The organism is Erythrobacter oryzae (assembly GCF_030271515.1).
In the GTDB taxonomy this organism is placed as follows: Bacteria; Pseudomonadota; Alphaproteobacteria; order Sphingomonadales; family Sphingomonadaceae; genus Erythrobacter; species Erythrobacter oryzae.
In genome coordinates this window covers 84076-99501 of sequence record NZ_JASCXI010000004.1, presented here as the reverse complement: position 1 = coordinate 99501, position 15426 = coordinate 84076, and the positions used below count along the sequence as shown (strand labels likewise).

The 15426-nt window shown below is 67.5% G+C and carries 11 protein-coding genes; 4 read left to right on the top strand and 7 right to left on the bottom strand.

Going from position 1 to position 15426, the window contains the following annotated elements; translation table 11 throughout:
• Complete coding sequence (locus tag PFX90_RS13055; protein WP_285712966.1) at positions 1-1458, bottom strand: DUF1800 domain-containing protein; 1458 nt, start codon at positions 1456-1458, stop codon at positions 1-3.
• Positions 1459-1595: 137 nt separating this feature from the next.
• Entirely contained in the window at positions 1596-3560 is a 1965-nt protein-coding gene (locus PFX90_RS13050; protein WP_285712965.1) for an alkyl/aryl-sulfatase, read from the bottom strand.
• Positions 3561-3764: 204 nt separating this feature from the next.
• Here PFX90_RS13050 and PFX90_RS13045 point away from each other — a divergent pair, with 204 nt between their 5' ends.
• Together PFX90_RS13045 and PFX90_RS13040 are read left to right on the top strand one after the other, a co-directional pair.
• Positions 3765-4934, top strand: coding sequence for a hypothetical protein (locus PFX90_RS13045; RefSeq protein ID WP_285712964.1), 1170 nt, complete (start codon positions 3765-3767; stop codon positions 4932-4934).
• 12 nt (positions 4935-4946) lie between these two features.
• On the top strand, positions 4947-5312 hold the full coding sequence (locus PFX90_RS13040; RefSeq protein ID WP_285712963.1) for an ArsR/SmtB family transcription factor: 366 nt from the start codon (positions 4947-4949) through the stop codon (positions 5310-5312).
• 28 nt (positions 5313-5340) lie between these two features.
• Here PFX90_RS13040 and PFX90_RS13035 read toward each other — a convergent pair whose 3' ends face one another.
• The 3 genes from PFX90_RS13035 to PFX90_RS13025 form a co-directional block, all read right to left on the bottom strand.
• The gene (locus PFX90_RS13035; protein ID WP_285712961.1) at positions 5341-6903 is read right to left on the bottom strand and encodes a SulP family inorganic anion transporter; all 1563 of its coding nucleotides are present in this window, start codon (positions 6901-6903) and stop codon (positions 5341-5343) included.
• Positions 6904-6976: 73 nt separating this feature from the next.
• The gene (locus PFX90_RS13030) at positions 6977-7642 is read right to left on the bottom strand and encodes a carbonic anhydrase (RefSeq protein WP_285712960.1); all 666 of its coding nucleotides are present in this window, start codon (positions 7640-7642) and stop codon (positions 6977-6979) included.
• A 14-nt stretch (positions 7643-7656) separates the two neighbouring features.
• Positions 7657-8019 (bottom strand): ArsR/SmtB family transcription factor, encoded by a 363-nt coding sequence (locus PFX90_RS13025; protein ID WP_285712959.1) that lies wholly within the window; start codon positions 8017-8019, stop codon positions 7657-7659.
• A gap of 194 nt (positions 8020-8213) precedes the next feature.
• Here PFX90_RS13025 and PFX90_RS13020 point away from each other — a divergent pair, with 194 nt between their 5' ends.
• Positions 8214-9380: an acyl-CoA dehydrogenase family protein gene (locus tag PFX90_RS13020; RefSeq protein ID WP_285712958.1), complete on the top strand. Its 1167-nt coding sequence runs from the start codon at positions 8214-8216 to the stop codon at positions 9378-9380.
• Positions 9381-9444: 64 nt separating this feature from the next.
• Here the strand turns inward: PFX90_RS13020 and PFX90_RS13015 are convergent, their stop codons facing one another.
• Positions 9445-12870: a TonB-dependent receptor domain-containing protein gene (locus tag PFX90_RS13015; RefSeq protein WP_285712957.1), complete on the bottom strand. Its 3426-nt coding sequence runs from the start codon at positions 12868-12870 to the stop codon at positions 9445-9447.
• 371 nt (positions 12871-13241) lie between these two features.
• On the opposite strand from PFX90_RS13015, the gene PFX90_RS13010 reads away from it, so the two are divergent.
• A complete protein-coding gene (locus PFX90_RS13010) occupies positions 13242-14900 on the top strand; it encodes an acyl-CoA dehydrogenase family protein (RefSeq protein ID WP_285712956.1) in 1659 nt (552 codons plus the stop codon).
• On the opposite strand, the gene PFX90_RS13005 is transcribed toward PFX90_RS13010, so the two are convergent.
• Positions 14897-15358, bottom strand: coding sequence for a response regulator transcription factor (locus PFX90_RS13005; protein ID WP_285712955.1), 462 nt, complete (start codon positions 15356-15358; stop codon positions 14897-14899). The two genes, PFX90_RS13010 and PFX90_RS13005, sit on opposite strands and share 4 nt — an antisense overlap.
• Positions 15359-15426: the final 68 nt, after the last annotated feature.

The window sequence follows — 15426 nt, the reverse complement described above, 5'->3', positions numbered from 1 at the left end:
TTATCTCCGCATCATTTCGGGCGAGACCAGCAGCAGCGCGAGCGCCTGATGGCCGCTCTCGGCGCGCTTCAGCTGGGTGCGGGTCGCCTCGCCCAGCGCTCCGGGGAAAGCGGCTTCGGCGCGGGCGAGGATGTCGTCGGCAGGCACATTGCCCGCGATCCGCTCTGCCAGCTCGACCCGGCGCACCAGCGCATCGGGCCCGGCCCAGCTGGCGGCAAGGTCGTCATAGCCCGCAGGCGAGGGCGCACGCCACGGCACCTGGCCGAGCTGGTCGAGCGCGCCGACGATCCGCTGCGCCGGCAGTTTGGCGGCGCCCGTCAGGCGCAGGGCGCCGACCAGCCATTCAAAGGGCGTGCGGAACTTGACCGGCCCGGGCATCCACACCTCGGGGGCATCGATCAGGGTGCGCGTCAGGCTGGCGAGATCGCCGCCGGTCGCAAGGAAATCGGCCTCGAGCCGCGCCACCAGCGCAGGCGGGGGCGTGTCGCCGGCGAAGTGCCGCGCGAGCTTGGTCGCGATGTGCCGCGCGGTTGCGGGATGGGCGGCGAGGGTCTCGAGGATCGCCAGCGCCTGCCTGGCCTCGCCCGCGGGGTAGGTGCGGCCCAGCACCCGGCGCGCGCCGGGCTCGTGCACCAGCGCAACGAAGGCCGCGCCGCTCGGCTGATCCTCGGCAAAGCGGCCCACGCGCCCGATGCCGGGCACCGTCCAGCCGGTGAGCGCGCGCGCGAGCTCGGTTACGTCGGCCTGCGAGTAGCCGCCATCGACGCCGAGCGTGTGCAGTTCCAACACCTCGCGCGCGAGGTTCTCGTTAAGGCCGCGCGGCCGCTCGGGCCGATCCCCGCCGCGTCGCGTGCGCCTTTGCGCGAAGGGGGCATTGGGGCCGATCGACTGGAACTGGTCGAGATAGAGCAGCATCGCGGGGTGCAGCACCGCGGCCTTGAGCATGTCGGAAAACCGCCCCAGCACATGCGGCCGGATCGCGGTGAATTCGTGCGGGCCGACTTCGAACTGCGTGCCGAGCTTGCCGACCGAGACGCTGAAATGGTTCGACCAGAAATGCACCAGCCGCTCGACCATCGGGGTGGGGCTGGCCACCGCCAGCTGCGTGCGCGCGGCGACATCTGCCACCAGCACCTTGCGCGCTTCGGCGAGCTTGGTGCGATATTCGGGAGGAAGACCTTCCAGCGCGGCAGCGCGCGGGTCTTCGGCGGGTGCGTTCATCGCTTCGGGCGGCTCGGTCATGGCCATCGCCGCGCGGCGATCCTGCCGCAGCGATCGCACCAGCTCGACCATTTCGGCGGTTTCCCCGCGCGAGCGCATCCGCCCGGCGATTGCGACGGGTGCCGGATCATAGGCCTCGAGCTGCGCGAGCAGATAGCGGCGCGGGTCACCCGGCGGGGTGTCTCCAGCGGCGAGGCCATAGCCGAAGCGGCTGAGGGCGATGCTCGGCCGGCTCATCGCTCGCTCGTGCAGGGCAGGGTCACAGGCATGGGGCGGCGTACCTGGTTGCAGCAAGGGACAGGCGGGAGTGTGCCGTCTGCCACCTTGTCAACGCATGAACGCAGGCAACCCTTCGCGCTGCCCGCCGGATTGTCTCACGGCATCACGATATCGAAGCCGTGGGGCAGCGGGTCGAGGTTGTCGACCAGCGCCTGCAAGGTGGCCAGATCGCCCTCGATCGTGACGCCCGGCATCTTGGCCACAGTCTCGACCGGGACCTTGACGAAGAACAGCGCCAGCATCGCCCGGCGCGGGCCGCGGATGGTGACGGCAGGCTTGGCCGGCAGCACCCCTGCGCGCCCGATCATCACCTGCGTGCCGACATCCAGTGTCGCCGTCTCGCCGCGGTCGGGAATGTCGATCGCGACGGTGAAATTGCGCGGTCCCGGCTTCTCGGGGGCGAAGCGTGTGGCGGCGGAATCGAGCAGTTCCTGCGTCGTGATCGCGGCGACCATGTCGTTGCTTTGCGCCGCGCTGCTCTCTGGCCGCCCGCGCCTCAGGTCGTTCGCCGCCGAGAGGAACTGGTTGCGCCAGATCGCGCTCTCGGCCTGATAGCCCTGCTGTTCGTAGCTTGTCGCGAGCAGCGCCTTGGCCTCGGCGTTGGCGGGCTCGGCGAAGACGAGGTTCTGGAGCAGGTCCGAGGACCAGCGGTAGTCGCCCGCGGCGATGGCGTTGCGCGCCAGCGCGAGCGTGCGGTCGGCGCCGCCGAGGGCCTCGACCAGCTTCACCGCGCGCTCGACCGGCGGATAGGCGTGGAGGTTCGCCGGGACCGCGTCGTACCAGCCGAGATAGAACTGGTAGATCGCCTTGGCGTTGTGGCTGATCGTCCCATAGTAGCCGCGGGTCGACCATTCCGCACTGTTGCCCGGCGGGGGAGAGTTTTCCAGCGCCTCGGCGATCTCGGCCATGGTCTCGCCGCGGTTCATGCGGCGCACGGTCTGGTCGTGGAGCCAGCGGTAGTTATCGCGCTGGGCAGAAAGCCACGCGGTGCCTGCCTCGCGCCCGAAGATCGGCCAGCAGTGGCTCGAGATCACTGCATCGGATTGCGGTGCATAGCGGATCGCCGCCTCATCGAGATAATGCGCCCAGGCCCGCGCATCGCGCACCTTGGCCCCGCGCGGGGTGAGGATGTTGTGCAAGGAGCAGGTGGCGATCTCGGCCGCAAGGAAGGTTTTTTCCGGGCGGATCAGAACGTTGAATTCAGCCGGCGCCTCGGTGCCCGAGACGATCTGGAATTCGAGCGCGACGCCGTCCACCACCCGCGTCTCCCCGGTGGCGGCGATGGTGTCGGTCGGCGGGATCAGCGAGAGCGTCCCTACCGAAAGCCCCATGCCGATGCCGCTGCCCATTTGCCCGGTCGCGCCCGGCGTGAGTCCGGTGCCGAACTGGTAGGCGGCGCGCCGCTGCATTGCGCCGCCTGCCATGACGTTTTCCGAGGTGGCTTCCTCCATGAAGCCCTCGGGCGCGATCACCGGGACCCGCCCGGCCTTGACCTCGGCCTCGTCCACCACGCCGCGCACGCCGCCGAAATGGTCGCCGTGGCTGTGCGAATAGAGCACCGCCCTGACCGGCCGGGGCCCGAGCGTCGCATTGACCAGCTCCATCGCCGCCTTGGCCGCCTCGACGCTGGTGAGCGGGTCGATGATGATCCAGCCCGTTTGCCCGCGGATGACGGTCATGTTCGAAACATCGAACCCGCGCACCTGCCACACGTTCTTGGTCACCTCGAACAGGCCATGGCGCTTGAGGTGGCTCATGTGCCGCCACAGCGAGGGGTTGACCGTCTCGGGCGCGGGGCCGATGACGAAGGCATAGGCGTCGAGGTTCCAGACCGGCTTGCCGTTGGCGGCGAGGATCACCGGGTCCTTCCGCGTGGCGAGAAAGCCGCGCTGCGAATCCGCGCTGTCGCGGGTGCCCTCGGGCGGGAGGGTCTGCGCGACGGAACGTTGTTCGCTGCGGGTTGCCTCGCTGGCGGGTGCGGGGCCAGTCTGGGCCGTTCCGGTGCTCGCGGCGACGACGAGAGCCAGCGCCGCTGCGGCGCGCAAGCTTGCTGTGTTCATATGTGTGTTACCCCTCTTCTCCCGCTGCCGTGATGCCTGCGCGCGGGCGCGGTTTCAAGCGGGGCGGGGAGGAGACCGGCAGCGGCATCTTCTTACATTCAGAATATGGAACGTTTGCAAGCAAAGATTGAATTTTTCCGATTGAGCGCGCGCCGCTATCAGCCGGGTCCGCCTCTTCTTCCGCCCTCGCAAAGGATCCGGCGCATGGACCAGACAAGCCCGATTTCGGACGCCCTGTCGCTCGCCTCGCCTCGCGTCGTTCAGCATGGCCGCCCGCAACTGGCGCTGGTCGAGACGCGCTTGCGGCTGGTGCACCCGGCCGGAGAGATCCCGCAAGATTGGCGCGCGGCGCTGGGCGACCTGCTCGGCTGGGCCGGGATCGACGCCGAGATCATCCCTGCGGAGCGGCCGCGCGGCCTCAAGCGCCTTGCCGACTGGGCGGTCCCCGGAGGCGCACCCTTGTTTGCGCCCTGGCTCGGCTGGAGCCCTGCGGCGTTCCAGCACGGCGGCCTTGCCCACCTTCCCAAGGCGCAATTCGTTGTCAGCTACCTCGTTGACCACCTGCGCGCCGCGCCGCCGGGGCTAGGCGGGCTCGATCTCATGCTGATGAGCCCGCATCCGGCGCAATGCGTGGCCGAGGAGGCCGGCGGCGTGCCCGTGCCGCGGGCGGGAGCACTCACCGCGATGATCCGCGCTGCCCGTGGCCAGCAGCGCGAGCGGCTCGCGATCATCGTCACCGCCCGCCAGCGCAACGCCGTCGCCACGCTGTTGCTCGCTGCGGGCAAGGGGCTGAAGGGCGACGGGCTGACGCTCGACCTGCTTACGCTCGAAGAGGCGCTGCCCGCTCTGATGGGCGCGCGCTCGCCGTGGGATGCGGTGATCACCATGCCCGATCTGCGCAGCACGGTCTTCACTCTGCTCAGCCATGGCAGCGGCCTCTGCCGCGCCTGGCCGATGCTGTGGTATGCCGGCGAGGGCACGCGGGGTCTGCGGATGGTGACCAGCGAGGCGCCGGGCGAGGGGGCGAGCCACCTGCCGCTCGATGCCCACGCACTGATCCACACCCTCGCGCTGACGCTCCAGGCTGCCGGCGCCGCGCGTCAGGCCGCCCGGCTGCACGAGGCATGGGCGCTGCTGCGCGATGGCGGAGTGACCACTCCCGGCCACGGCCAAGGCGGTGCGCCCTATTCCAGCGAGGTTGCCGACAGCGCCTTTATCGGAATGCTGTGCCGCGGCGAGGCAGTCAGCAAGCGGCCGCAGCAGCCGTGGCGCGCCCTGCACAACGGCAAACAAAATGACAAAAATGCAATCGCCGGGAGCCAAACCGCATACTTGCGCGTTATCTCATCACAACAAAACATCATCACGGGCTAAAGGGGCACCATCATGCCAAGTCGTAAGATCGTCGCAACGGAACTGGCTCACGTCCTGCGGCAGATATCGCACCCTGATCGCATCCGGCTGTTGCTGAAGTTGCAGGCCGGCGAGCAGACCGTGAACGAGCTGGGCGACCTGCTCGAAATCTCGCCCACCCGTGTGTCGCAGCACCTCGGCGTGTTGCGTGCGGTGGCGCTGGTGGCGACCCAGACCCGCGGTCAGCAGCGCGTCTACAGCCTCGCCCAGCCCGAACTGGCGCACTGGCTGATCGAGGGGATCGACTTCATCGGTCACCGGCTGAGCCGCGCCACCCCGACCGATTTGCAGAACGCAAAGCAGCTGTGGCAGGCCGAGGGCGCCGAACCGGTCATCTGACCGCCGGCGCCCCCTCCGCTGACCTGCATCAGGCGGCGGGACGGATCATCAGCCCGGGTATCTCGGTCTTCTCTTCCGAACGGCGGCCATAGCGCTCGACCAGTTCGCTCCACTCGACCACGAGCGAGCCGCCGGTCGACTGGTGCAGCTTCTCCCACGAGGACAGCATCTCAAGGCAGGCGTGGTCGATATAGTCGAGCTTCTCGACATGGATGTGCACCTCCGACCCGAAGGGCGAGGACTCCAGCGCCTGGCCGAGCTGCGGGATCGAGAAGAAGGTGGCCGAACCCGTCATCCACAGGTCGACGCGGTTTCTGACAGTGTCATGCTCGCGCCGGATCTCGAGGTGCGAGAAGGTGTAGACCAGCTTCGCGGTCGCCAGCGCGAAGCCGAGGATCACGCCGGTCAGCAGGTCGATCGCGACCACCCCGATCAGCGTCGCGAAGTAGATCGCCAACTCCTGCTTGCCGAATTCCGCGATCTTGCGGATCTGGGCGACGTTGACCAGCTTGTAGCCGGTATAGACGAGGATCGCGGCGAGCACCGAGGTCGGGATTTCGTTGAGCACGAACGGGAAGGCGACGACCGCCAGCAGCAGCCAGCCGCCGTGCATGATCGCCGAAAAGCGCGTCGTCGCTCCGGCCTCGACATTGGCGGCCGAGCGCACGATCACCCCGGTCATCGGCAGCGCGCCGAGCCCGCCGCAGATCATGTTGCCGATCCCCTGCGCGCGCAATTCCTTGTCGTAATCGGTGCGCGTGCCAACGTGCATCTTGTCGACCGCGGTCGCGCACAGCAGCGTCTCGGCGCTGGCGACGAAGGCGAAGACAAGGCCGAGCGTCAGGATATCGGGGTTGGTGATCCCGGCGAAGGCTTCGCTGGTGGGAATGTTGAGCCCGCTCGCCAGCGTCTCGGGCAGGGCGACCAGCGTGATCGGCAGCGCGAAGGCGATGGCAAAGGCGGTGCCGACGATCACTCCGAGCAGCGGGCCGGGGATCAGCGCGAGGGCCTTGGGTTTGAACTGGTTCCACAGGACGATGGTGGCGATGGTGACGATCCCCGCCATGGCGGCAAGGTGGTGGACCGAACTGTCGGTCGGGATCGCCTTCATCACCGCCTCGGGGATCGCGGCGATATTGAGCAGGCCGTTGGCACGCGGCGCATCGTCGAGCATCACGTGGAGCTGCGAGGCGAAGATCAGCACGCCGATCCCCGCCAGCATCCCGTGGATCACCGAAGGCGAGATCGCGCGGAACCACTGGCCGAGCTTGAGCACGCCCGCGAGCAGCTGGAGCGCGCCCGCGATCAGGCCGACCACGCCGAGCATGATCAGCCCGTGCTCCTGCACCAGCTGGTAGACCAGCACCGCCATGCCCGCCGCCGGGCCGCTCACCTGCAAGGGCGATCCGGCGAGCGTGCCGACCACCAGCCCGCCGACGATCCCGGTGATGAGGCCGAGCGCAGGCGGCGCGCCCGAGGCGATCGCGATCCCCATGCACAGCGGCAGGGCGACAAGGAACACCACGATCGAGGCGAGAAAGTCGCGGCCGATTGCGGCTGACGTCGGACGTTCGGAAGGGACGGCGAGCATGGGGGGCGGCTCCGGTCGAAATGGGGGGTGGAGAAGCACACGGGGCCCGGGGGCGGGCCCTCGCGGCTCCGGATCAGCAGGCGTGGCTGTGGAGCATCGATCCGGCGAGGTCGGCAGCATAGCGTTCCTCGACCGAGACCCACGACATGCTCGCCTCGTCATAGGCCGAGACTTCGCCGGTCTTGATGTCATAGACCCAGCCGTGAAGCGTCAGCGCCTTCTGTGCCAGCGCGACGGCGACGGTGGGGTGGGTCTTCAAGTGCTGCAACTGCAGGATGACGTTCTGTTCGAGCAGCATCCGCATCTTCGCCTCGGGATCGAGGCCTGCGCCCATCGCTTCGGTGATGTCGACCGCGCCCTGCGAATAGCCCAGCCATTCGCGCACATGGGGCAGGGTGGTGAGGCCAGCGCGGTTCATCGCGCCCTTCATCGCCCCGCATTCGGTGTGGCCGCAGATCACGATGTGCGGGATCTTGAGCGCGCCGATGGCGAATTCGATCGAGGCGGTCATCCCGCCGGTCTGGTTGGTGTGCGGCGGCACGATGTTGCCCGCATTGCGGCAGATGAACAGCTCTCCCGGATCGGTCTGGGTCAGCATCGCGGTCTCGATCCGGCTGTCCGAGCAGGTGATGAACAGCGCCTCGGGGCTCTGGCCGGTGGCGAGCCGCTCGAACAGCTCGGCCTTTTCCGGGAAGACCTCGCGCTGGAACTTGACCACGCCTTGGGCGAAATGGGGCATCGGGGGGTATCCTTTCAGTGAGGGTTTCGGTCGGGCACGCCCCATAGGGCGCGCGCGGTGTCGATATGGTCGGCGTCTTCGAGCCGCTGGCGGATGTCGATGAAGGGCAGCGCGTCGAGCACCCAGTCGGCGAGGAAAGGGTGGGCGAGGCGGTAGAAGTGGTTGCGCCCGTCGCGGCGCTCCTCGACCAGCCGCTGGGCGCGCAGCAGCGCGAGGTGCTGAGAGACGCGGGTGGCGGGCAGATCGAGCGAATGGGCGATGCCGGTCACGTCCTTCTCGCCGCCGCGAAGGTCCTCGATCAGGCGCAGGCGGTCGGCATGGGCGAGCAGGCGGAACAGATCGGCGAGCTCTCGCGACACGATCAGCCGGCTCGGCATGTCCCTCTCCCATTACCTGCAAGATTTAGCAGACTTGCAAATGAGAAGGTATGCAGATTCAAGAATGACGTCAAGCGGTGGTGACACGCCGCGCGCGCTCCCGCGGGGCTGTGCAATCCGATACGTGACAGGCCGCGTAATGTGTGGTGTCAGGGGCCCCGGATACCCCCATGCAGGACAGGGACGAGAGAGACATGAATTTCGAGCTTGCCCACGAACACCAGATGCTCAAGGATCTGGTCGCCCATTTCGTGCGCGATAACCTGATGCCCTTCGAGCAGGCGGTGATCGCCCGCGAGAATGTCGGCCAGGGCACCTACCTCACCCCCGAAGAGACCGCCAAGGTCGATGCCGCGAGCCGCGAGCTCGGCCTGTGGGGCCTCGACGCGCCCGAGGAAGTGGGGGGCATGAACCTGCCGATGGTGGCGATGGTCGGCGTCTCTGAAGAGCTCGGCAAGACCGTGGTGCCCTACTACCTCCCGCCCGATTCCCCGAACCTGAGGATGCTGATGGTCGCCGCCGACGAGCGCCAGCGCGAGGCCTACCTCGAGCCCTATGTGCGCGGCGAGACGATCTCGGCGATCGGCATTTCCGAGCCCGGTGCGGGCGCCGACCCGCAGGGGATGCGCACCACCGCGGTGCAGGAGGGCGACGACTGGATCATCAACGGCCGCAAGATCTGGATCACCAAGGGCGCTGAGGCGGACTTCACCATCCTCATGGCGGTGACCGACAAGAACCCCAATGGCAGGAACGGCATGTCGGCCTTCCTCGTCGACAAGGGCACGCCCGGTTTCAACGTCACCCGCAAGATCCCGATGATCGACGGCACCGCGACCTACGAGATCGCGCTTGAGGATTGCCGGGTGCCGGGCTGGAAGCTGCTCGGCAAGCGCGGGCAGGGCTTCGCGCCGATGCAGGTGCGGCTCGGCACGCGGCGGATCGAGATGGCCTCATGGTCGATCGGCATGGCCCAGCGCGCGCTCGACATGATGATCGACTACGCGCCCCAGCGCAGCACTTTCGGCAAGCCGCTATCGGCGCGTCAGACGGTGCAGAACTGGATCAGTGACGCCGCGACCAAGATCCATGCGATGCGGCTGATGACCTATGACTGCGCGTGGAAGATCGACGAGGGGCGCGACACCCGCAGCGAAATCTCGATGATCAAGAGCTTCTGCACCGAGAGCGCCTACGAGATCGTCGACCATGCGATGCAGCTCTACGGCGGCATGGGCATGACCCGCGAGCTGCCGCTCTATCTCATGAGCAACAAGCTGCGCACCATGCGCATCTATGACGGCCCCTCCGAGATCCACAATTGGGTGGTCGCGCGCGGGCTGCTCGGCACCTACGAGTAGAAATGCGAAGGGGCGGGGCAGCCCGAAAGCCGCCCCGCCCCCTGCGTTGCCCGATGGGCCGACGTCACATCTTGGCGCGCAGACCCAGGAAGAAGTAGGTGCCCTCGGGGTTCACCGGGTAGGCCTGTTCGGTGACGAACGGCTTCTTGTTGAAGACGTTGTTCACCCCGCCATAGATTTCGAAATTGTCCGACGCTTCCCAGTCGAAGCTGATGTCATGGATGAAGGTGTCGCTGGACAGGCCGTTTTCCGGCGAGAAGGTGGCGGTGCCGTCATTGCCGACATCCTCGATCTCCACGCCGCGCAGGCCCTGCTTGTCGAGCCAGGTGGTCGCCCAGGTCAGGCTCACGCCCTTCCAGCTCCAGGTGAAGGCCCCGCGGGCAGCCCATTCGGGACGCTGGATTTCGCCCAGTTCGGGGTCGACCATCGTGGGATCGCCCGGATCGAAGAAGTTGTCGAGCTTTTCGACCCACGTCCCGGCGGCATCGAGCCGGAAGCTGTGTTCGCCGACATCGAAGCTGTAGCGCATCGATGCCTCGACCCCGGCGGTTTCCTGGCGCGCGAAGTTGACCGAGGTCTGGCGCAGGAAGGTGAAGCCGCCGGTATTGGGATTGCGCGTGATGAGACTGCAGAACCCGTTGTCGATGGTGGCGCTGTCGACGCAGTTGTCGACGATGTCCTGCGCCGCGACGGCGTTGATCGCGTCATCGATGCTGATGTTGTAGTAGTCCACGCTCGCCACGAAGCCGGGCAGGAAGCGCGGCGTGATCTGGGTGCCGACGGTCCAGGTGGTGGCGGTTTCCTCCTGCAGGTTGGGGTTGCCGCTGATGGTGCCCGAGAAGCGCGCGGTCAGGGGATCGACATAGGCATAGGTGTTGCCGCCCAGGTTCGGGTTGAAGCCGATTCGCTGGAAGAAGGCGGTGCAGTTGGCCTGCCGCAGCGCCGGATCGGGCGCGGTGGCGAGGTTGTTGACGTCGCACGGGTCGAAGGGCCGGAAAAAGGCGCCCTGCGCCGGGTTGAACAGCTCGTTGATGTTGGGCGCACGCACCGCGACGGCATAGGTGCCGCGGAAGCTGATGTCCTGGATCGGTGCATACACCCCGCCAACGTTCCATGTGAAAGTGCCGCCGACGGTCGAATAGTTCGAGTAGCGCGCTGCGCCGCTGATATCGAGCCGGTAGGCGAAGGGCACGTCCTTGAGCAGCGGGACGTTGAGTTCGCCGAACACGTCGTAGACGGTGTAGTCGCCGCCCGCATTGTTGATGATCGTCGAAGGGTCGAACACCAGCGAGTTCTGGGCAAAGCCGAGATCGCGCAGGAGCTGGCCTTTCTGTCCGGCGGCGGTGGTCACCGGCAGCACACCGCGCACCAGCGGATCGAACTGCGAGCTGCTCGTTTCCTTGCGGAACTCGAAGCCGGTGGCAAAGCCCACCGCACCGCCCGGCAGTTCGAGGAAGGCCCCGGTGTCGCCGGTGAAGATCATGTCGAACACCAGCTGCTCGAGCGCGAACTTGTTGACCACGGTGGTGGTGATGAAGTCGATCGCTTCCTGGCTGATGGCACCCACACCGCCGAGGATGTTCGCGGGCTTGCAGCTGCCGTCACCCGGGTTGAAGGTGAAGAAGCCCGGATCGCTCGCGGGAATGCCGAAAGGTGTGGTGGCCGAAGGGGTGGTGTTGAGATTGGAACGGCACACGATCTGCCCGTTGGGCGCGCGGACCGCATCGATTGCGGCAAACCAGCGGTCGGTGATGACGCGGTTGTTGTCGAAGGAGGTCTGCTCGAACCGGCCCCAGTTCGCGCTGATTTCGTAGGCGAAGTGGTCGGTGATGTCGCCCTCGATCCCGCCAACGAAGCGGAAGGTCTCGAACTCGTTGCGATCGCGGTTCGGACCGAGGTCGGCCGGGTCGCGGGTGATGTAGAAGCCGCGCGTCAGGCCGGTCGCGAACAGCGGGTCGAAGCCCGGGTTGGTGAAGCCGAGCTGCGGCGGCAGCAGTTCTTCGACGAAGGGGGCAAGCGCCGGCGTGATGAAGGCATTGTCTGCGCGCACGGTGAGCAGATCGTAGAAGGTGTTCGGCTGCGCCTGGAACTCGGCCGAGTTCGAGACATACTTGCCCTCGAAGAACACCTTGGCTTCGCTCGAGATTTCGAAGGAGGCATTGAGGTTGACCGACCAGCGCTCGGTCTCCGGAATGAGCGAGTTCTGGTTGAAGCCGTTGGGGATGCCGGGGCCGCCAAAGGCATTGAACAGGCCGGTGATAGTTCCATCCCGATAGACGCCGACCGAGCCGTCGGCGTTGATCACGGCGCAGCCGCCGGCCACCCCGAAGGCGCCCGGGCGGAAGGTCGAGTTGAAGCCGACCGAGCTCTCGAGACAGTCGGGAGTGCCATTGCCGTTGATGTCCGGCCCGTCCGAATCGCCGATACCGCCCGGCGCGACCACGCCGCCCGCAGCCGAAAGCGAGAAGGTCGGCTGGGAAGCGATGAACCGCCGCGGCGCATTGGCTGCACGGTCAATCAAAGCCTGCTCGGCCGCTGTCAGCGTCGGCGTTGTGCCGAAAGCGGCACGGAAGCGCGTAGCGAAGGTCGATGCCGAGGGAATCGGGAACCCGGTCGGGAAACCGCGCCCGCTCGTCGAGAAGAAGCGTGCGAAGTTGGGGGTGGTGGTGGCGTTGATGTCACCAGCCTGGAAACGCAGCGCCGGGTTGTCCTGGTCATCGGAGATGCCGTTGTTGCGCGAAAAGCTGCGGTCCCCGTCGCGCAGTTCGTCATTGCGCGCATACTCCGCCGAGATCGTGATGTTGCCCCTTCCGTCGGCGAAGTTGGTGCCCCAGGTCAGATCGCCATTGATGCGCCAGGCATCGCCCTTGGACGAAATGCCGGTCTGGATATTGCCTTGCAGACCTTCGAAATCGTCCTTGAGCACGAAGTTGACAACGCCCGTGACCGCGTCCGCACCGTAGATCGACGAGGCCCCGCCGGTCAGCGTCTCGATGCGCTCGATCAGTGCGGCGGGGATCGAGTTGATGTCGACCGCCTGATCGCCCGCGACGCCCGAGACGTGGCGCTTGCCGTTGACCAGCACCAGCGTGCGCTGCGAGCCAAGGCCGCGCAGGTTGAGGATCGACTGGCCGACCGCTTCATTGAACACGCCGTCGAGCGAACCGGCGGTCGAGGTCGAGGTGGAAAGTGCGGGAATGTCGCGCAGGGTGTCGACCACGTCGGAATTGCCCGAACGTTGCAGTTCCTCGACAGTCACCGAAATGATCGGCGCGGGCGAGCCGACATTGGGGTCGCGAGCGATGCGCGAGCCGGTGACGACGATCGCTTCGCCCGGTTCGGCGGGGTCCTCTTCGGCAGCGGCGAGGTCTTCTGCGGTGACTTCGTCCTCGGCGGCACTGGCCTGTGCGGGCGCGACCCCGGCGATCAGCAGCGCGGCGGCAAGGGCGGGAAGCGACGACGACTGGAGAGAGAGCTTGGTAATGCGCATGTTATGTCCTCGCGGTAAAAGGTCGGGACAGGGACGGAAACCGCGCGTGCATGCGGTGCCGGGCCGTGCCGTGTTCGCCAGGTGCATCCGCCATCGGGCTCAAGCCCTTGCGGTGCGTCCTGTGCGGTCCTTCCTGCGCGAGGTCAGATGTCGGGAGTTTGCGGCCCCTGCTTGTCTGCCCCCAGACGAACGCAGCGCCAGTTATCTGGCTGCTACCTCTCCGGTATTACGAACCGGCGATTTCGTGGTTAGTGGCCATTCGACGTAGTTCGTCGCACGCGGGGCGATGTGTGATGGAATGGCAACAGGCCCGCCCGGCACCGCCAAATTGCAGGGCTGGCGAGGGCGCGCGGCTCTGCTAGCTACCCGTCATGAGCGATTGGATGACAGCGGCGCGCGCGGCGCTCGGGGCGGCGCGGGACTATTGCGAGAGCGTGCGGCAGGCGGTGGCGGCGGTGGTCGCGCCGCAGGGCACGCCCGATCCGGCCCTGCTGACGCGCGAGCAGCACCGCGTGCACGGCTTTGCCTGGGTCGCCGCGCAGATCGCCGCGCTCGAGGCGACGGCGGACTGGGCGCAGCGCGCCGAGCGGGCGGGGCGATTCGGTCCGGCGGAGGAACTCACCCTGCGCATCGGCTTTGGCGAATACCTCGCGCAGATCGCCTATGGCCTGCCGATGAGCGCGCAGGAGGTGGTCCGCCCCGCCGCACTCGGCACCGAGGCTGCGGCGCGCGCGCTGGCCGCGCATCCGGCGGTGGCGCGCTTCCTAGCCGATGGCAGCACGCCCGAAACCCGCAGCCGCCTCGCCGCGCTGCTGGCGGATGGCCTGCGGCCCGACGAGGGGCTGGGCGACGAGGCGCTCGACCTTGTGCGCGACCAGATACGCGGCTTCACCGCCGCCGCGATCACGCCCCACGCGCACCAGTGGCACCTTGCCGACGCGCTGATCCCGGACAGCGTGATCGCCGAAATGGCCGCGCTCGGCGTGTTCGGGGTATGCATCCCCGAAAGCCATGGCGGGTTCGGTCTCGGCAAGCTGGCGATGGCGGTGGTCTCGGAGGAATTGTCGCGCGGGTGGATTTGCGCCGGGAGCCTCGGCACCCGCTCGGAAATCGCGGGCGAGCTGATCGGGGAGAACGGCACCCCCGAGCAGAAGGCCAAGTGGCTGCCGCGCATCGCCGACGGCTCGTGCCTGCCGACCGCGGTCTTCACCGAACCGGACACGGGGAGCGATCTGGCCGCCGTGCGCACGCGGGGCGAGCGGCAGCCGGACGGCAGCTGGCGGGTGACGGGGGCGAAGACCTGGATCACCCACGCCGCGCGCGCGGACCTGATGACGATGCTGGTGCGCACCGACCCGTCGCAGCCGGGCTATGCCGGCCTCTCCATGCTGCTCGCCGAGAAGACTCGCGGCACCGATGCCGTGCCGTTCCCCGACGCCGGGATCGAGGGCAGCGAGATCGAAGTGCTCGGCTATCGCGGGATGAAGGAATATGCGCTCGGGCTCGATGGCTTTGCGGTGGTGGCCGATGGCTTGCTGGGCGGGCGCGAGGGGCAGGGGTTCAAGCAATTGATGCGCACCTTCGAAGGCGCGCGCATCCAGACCGCCGCGCGCGCGGTGGGGGTGGCGTGGAACGCCTTCGACCTCGCGATGGATTACGCGCTGGGCCGCAAGCAGTTCGGCGAGGCGCTGGTGACCTTTCCGAGGGTGGCCGACAAACTCGCGCTGATGGCGGTCGAGACGGTCATGGCCCGCGAACTCACCTATGCCGCCGCGCGTGCGAAGGATTCGGGCGCGCGCTGCGATATCGAGGCGGGGATGGCCAAGCTGCTCGCGGCGCGCGCGGCGTGGGGCGCGGCTGACAATGCGGTACAGATCCACGGCGGCAATGGCTATGCGCTCGAATATCCCATCAGCCGCGTGCTGTGCGACGCGCGGATTCTCAACATCTTCGAAGGCGCGGCCGAGATTCAGGCGCAGGTTATCGGGCGCGGGCTGCTCGCCGGGCAGGCGAAGGCTGCGGCGGCCTAAAGAACGCGGCGGTAGGCCTCGGCGGGGAGCACCGCGCGCATCGGATCGGGCAGCACCGCGCTCTTGAGGTCGACATGGCGCGGACGATCACCGCGCAGCTTCAGGATGCGCCGCACCCGGGCGACCAGATCGGCCGGCTCGAAGGGCTTGGAGACGAAATCCTGCGCCCCGGCATAGATCGCCTGCAACTGGTCCTGCTCGCCGTTCATCGCTGTGAACATCATCACCGGCAGATCGTAGAGCACGCTCGAACGTCGCAGCCGGCGCAGCAGGGTCATGCCGGATTCGCCCGGCATCGACTGGTCGAGCAGCAGCAGATCGGGGCGCTTCTTCTGCACGCAGGTCCACGCGGCCGCCGCGCTGGTCACCCAGCCGCAGGCATAGCCCGCATCGATCAGCACCTCGCTCGCGAGTTCCGCGATCAGTTCGTCGTCATCGGCAATCAGGATGCGGGGCATGGGTGGGGGTCGTCCGGCTTGAAGTTGGCAAATGCCCGGTTAACCAAGAGCGGGTTTTGGCGGGGCTG

Excerpts from the sequence above, each read along its gene's own strand:
- PFX90_RS13050 (WP_285712965.1), bottom strand. The coding sequence starts at position 3,560 with ATGAACACAGCAAGCTTGCGCGCCGCAGCGGCGCTGGCTCTCGTCGTC.
- PFX90_RS13040 (WP_285712963.1), top strand. The coding sequence starts at position 4,947 with ATGCCAAGTCGTAAGATCGTCGCAACGGAACTGGCTCACGTCCTGCGG.
- PFX90_RS13010 (WP_285712956.1), top strand. The coding sequence starts at position 13,242 with ATGAGCGATTGGATGACAGCGGCGCGCGCGGCGCTCGGGGCGGCGCGG.
- PFX90_RS13030 (WP_285712960.1), bottom strand. The coding sequence starts at position 7,642 with ATGCCCCATTTCGCCCAAGGCGTGGTCAAGTTCCAGCGCGAGGTCTTC.
- PFX90_RS13015 (WP_285712957.1), bottom strand. The coding sequence starts at position 12,870 with ATGCGCATTACCAAGCTCTCTCTCCAGTCGTCGTCGCTTCCCGCCCTT.
- PFX90_RS13005 (WP_285712955.1), bottom strand. The coding sequence starts at position 15,358 with ATGCCCCGCATCCTGATTGCCGATGACGACGAACTGATCGCGGAACTC.
- PFX90_RS13045 (WP_285712964.1), top strand. The coding sequence starts at position 3,765 with ATGGACCAGACAAGCCCGATTTCGGACGCCCTGTCGCTCGCCTCGCCT.
- PFX90_RS13025 (WP_285712959.1), bottom strand. The coding sequence starts at position 8,019 with ATGCCGAGCCGGCTGATCGTGTCGCGAGAGCTCGCCGATCTGTTCCGC.
- PFX90_RS13035 (WP_285712961.1), bottom strand. The coding sequence starts at position 6,903 with ATGCTCGCCGTCCCTTCCGAACGTCCGACGTCAGCCGCAATCGGCCGC.
- PFX90_RS13020 (WP_285712958.1), top strand. The coding sequence starts at position 8,214 with ATGAATTTCGAGCTTGCCCACGAACACCAGATGCTCAAGGATCTGGTC.
- PFX90_RS13055 (WP_285712966.1), bottom strand. The coding sequence starts at position 1,458 with ATGAGCCGGCCGAGCATCGCCCTCAGCCGCTTCGGCTATGGCCTCGCC.